The organism is Corynebacterium sp. NPDC104732 (genome assembly GCF_055583565.1).
In genome coordinates this window covers 1-3129 of sequence record NZ_JBVJNS010000040.1, presented here as the reverse complement: position 1 = coordinate 3129, position 3129 = coordinate 1, and the positions used below count along the sequence as shown (strand labels likewise).

Annotated in this window: 3 protein-coding genes and 1 pseudogene; all 4 read right to left on the bottom strand. The window is 58.5% G+C overall.

Features of this window, described 5'->3' with window-relative positions:
• Positions 1-213 precede the first annotated feature (213 nt).
• Positions 214-341: pseudogene (locus ACZ6ZO_RS12800) on the bottom strand (IS1/IS1595 family N-terminal zinc-binding domain-containing protein); the annotation flags it as partial.
• A gap of 204 nt (positions 342-545) precedes the next feature.
• Positions 546-2165 carry a chaperonin GroEL gene (gene groL / locus ACZ6ZO_RS12795; RefSeq protein WP_465293079.1) on the bottom strand — a complete coding sequence of 540 codons (1620 nt, stop codon included), beginning with the start codon at positions 2163-2165 and terminating at the stop codon, positions 546-548.
• 7 nt (positions 2166-2172) lie between these two features.
• Positions 2173-2466 carry a co-chaperone GroES gene (groES, locus tag ACZ6ZO_RS12790; RefSeq protein WP_156193160.1) on the bottom strand — a complete coding sequence of 98 codons (294 nt, stop codon included), beginning with the start codon at positions 2464-2466 and terminating at the stop codon, positions 2173-2175.
• A gap of 233 nt (positions 2467-2699) precedes the next feature.
• On the bottom strand, positions 2700-3032 hold the full coding sequence (locus ACZ6ZO_RS12785) for a hypothetical protein (RefSeq protein WP_465293076.1): 333 nt from the start codon (positions 3030-3032) through the stop codon (positions 2700-2702).
• Positions 3033-3129 lie beyond the last annotated feature (97 nt).

Sequence of the window (3129 nt, the reverse complement as noted above, 5' to 3'; positions counted from 1 at the left end):
TTTCCTGACCCCCAGCCCCGAATTACTCCCCGAGGCCCTTGCAGCCTAACCAAAACAAACGGGTCTAACCGTCAACAAAACTTGACACAGCCCAAGCGTTGATGCAGGGTTTGGCGGGTGAGGTCCGCATGTGCTGCGATAGCGGCAAGTGAGGTGGTGGCGGTGATCCAGTTGTAGAACTGGCGGAATGTCGCAGCATTTTTGTGGCAACTTGTGTGTTTCGGGTAGTGGAAGCGCCACATGATCGATTGCTGTATCGCCACCTGGTGGTGCCTTTGCTTGTGGTGCCGTTTTTCTTCATTGGCCCAGCGCACTGGGCAGGAGGGTCGGTTTTTGTTCACCAACACACCCCACCACAAGCGCAAAACGCGGTATTGAAGGGCATCGACCGGTTTATAGCTCCCAACCAACAATAAACACAGGTTTTAGGGTCGTTACGCTGCGGAGATCACGAATCGGAGGCACACTTTTCTTTACTTGACCAACGAAAGGCCTGCTTACGCTCATTATTAGCAAGCAGGCCTTTTGCGTTTTTAGCACCAATCCTAGTGGTGGTGATGGTGGTGGTGACCCACGTCCGGGGTCTCCTCAACTGGCTTCTCCACAACCGACGCTTCGGTCGTGAGCACCATCCGTGCAACGGAGGTTGCGTTCACCACTGCGGAGTGGGTGACCTTCACGGGATCGATAATTCCCTGCTCGAGCAGGTTCCCGTACTCCAGGGTGGCAGCGTTGAAACCTTCACCATTTGGTAGCTCTGCGGTGCGAGCAACAACAACTGCGCCGTCAACGCCCGCGTTGGTGCCGATCCAGTAGGCCGGCTTCACTAGGGCGCGGGACAGTGCCAGGACACCGATCTTGGCGTCGCCGTCGAACTGCTCGGCAAAGTCCTTCAGCTCGGCTGCGATCTGGACCAGGGCAGAACCGCCACCGGCGATCACGCCCTCCTGAGCAGCGGCGCGGGCCGCGTTAATGGCATCTTCAACGCGCAGCTTGCGCTCGTTGACCTCGGTCTCGGTGGCTGCGCCGACCTTGATGACGGCGATGCCGCCAGACAGCTTAGCCAGGCGCTCTTCGGCCTTTTCCTTGTCCCAGGTGGAGTCGGTGGACTCGATCTCGCGGCGGATCTGCTCGCGACGAGCCTCCACTGCCGCAGCGGTACCAGCGCCATCAACGATGATGGTCTGATCCTTGGTCACGGTGATGCGACGAGCAGAACCGAACATGCTCAGGTCAGCGTCGTTCAGGTTGATACCGACTTCTGGGTCGATGACGGTAGCGTTCGTCACCACTGCCAGGTCATCCATGAAGGCCTTACGGCGGTCACCGAAGTATGGGGACTTCACGGCAACAACCTTCAGGGTCTTGCGGATGGAGTTCACCACCAGCATCTGCAGTGGCTCGCCGTCGATGTCCTCGGCGATGATCAGGACCTGCTTGCCGGACTCCACGATCTTCTCCAGCACTGGCAGGAAGTCTGGCAGGGAGGAAATCTTGTTGCGGACAAGGAGGACCAGGGCGTCGTCAAGCACTGCCTGCTGGGCGTCAACGTCGGTGATGAAGTAAGGGGACAAAAAGCCCTTTTCAAAGGACACGCCTTCGGTCACGTCGAGGACAGTCTCGATGGACTGGGACTCCTCCACGGTCACGACGCCATCCTTGCCGACCTTCTCCATCGCGCCGGCAACCATGTCGCCGATCTCAGGATCGCGGGAAGACACAGTAGCAACATTGGCGATCTCGGCGGCAGAAGAAACTTCGGTAGCGCGAGCCTGCAGCAGCTCCACTACCTTCTCAGCACCTGCAGCGATGCCCTTGTTCAGCTCGATCGGGTTGGCGCCGGCAGCAACGTTGCGCAGGCCTTCCTGGATCATGGCTTGGGCCAGCAGCGTTGCGGTGGTGGTGCCGTCGCCAGCGATGTCGTTGGTCTTGACCGCCACGGACTTCACCAGCTGCGCGCCAAGGTTCTGGAACGGCTCGTCCAGGTCGATCTCGCGGGCGATGGTGACGCCGTCATTGGTGACGGTTGGGCCGCCGAATGGCTTATCCAGGACCACGTTTCGGCCGCGTGGGCCGAGGGTGACCTTGACTGCGTCGGCAAGTGCGTCAACGCCTGCCTGGATGCCCTGGCGTGCCTCTTCGTCAAATGCGATGAGTTTTGGCACGGGCGACCTACTTTTCGATTACAGCGAGAACGTCACGCTGGGACAGAATGAGGTACTCCTGGCCCTGGTACTTAATCTCGGTTCCGCCGTACTTGGAGAAGATGACAACGTCGCCTTCCTTAACATCCATAGGGATGCGGTCGCCATCTTCATCGAAACGGCCAGCGCCCACAGCGATGACGGTTGCTTCCTGTGGCTTCTCCTTAGCGGAATCAGGGATAACCAGGCCGGACGCGGTGGTGGTCTCAGCTTCGTTGATCTGGACCAGAATCTTATCTTCCAGCGGCTTGATGTTTGCCACGATTAGAGCTCCTTTGAGATTGATGTGCCGGTTGCGATGCCTGCACAGCCGTCGTCGCGGGTGAACAACTGTGTTCCAAACAACCTACTGGCACTCTACCCGTGCGAGTGCCAGCTCGCAACGACGGCGAATCCCCCTCAGAGAAACTGGCGTGTCGGATTTGGTAATGCAAAGTGACGTTTTCCTCGATCAAAAGTCATTTTGCATTACCAAATTCAGCAAGCGCACACTTTCTAACGGTTCAGGTTCAGTACCGCCCCGCGCCACAGGTTGTAGTCCTCCGGCTCGTCGTCTTTGTAGTTGCGTGCAGCTCGAATGCCGTCCTCGACGTGGCCGATTTCTTCTTCCGTGATGTCGGAGCCATCAGCGCCGACGAAAATCACTGGTCCGCAAATGGCAGTGGTGGGGTCGGTGAAGAAGGCTGAGTTGCCCGTCGCTGCCTCGTTCTTCGCCATCGACGCCACCGGGTTCGGTTCCGCTCCTTCTTTCTTCGCGTCGGAAGAGTAGAGGGCAGCCAAGGTGCGGCCATCCTCCTGGAAGGCGACGGAGACACGATCGTTGTCCAAACGGGCTCTTCCGGTTTTAGAGTGCGTTGATCTTGGTGTGCAGCTGTCCGGAGTGGATCAAGGATCGCAAGATGTAGTGCCCGAGGTTCTTGAACCC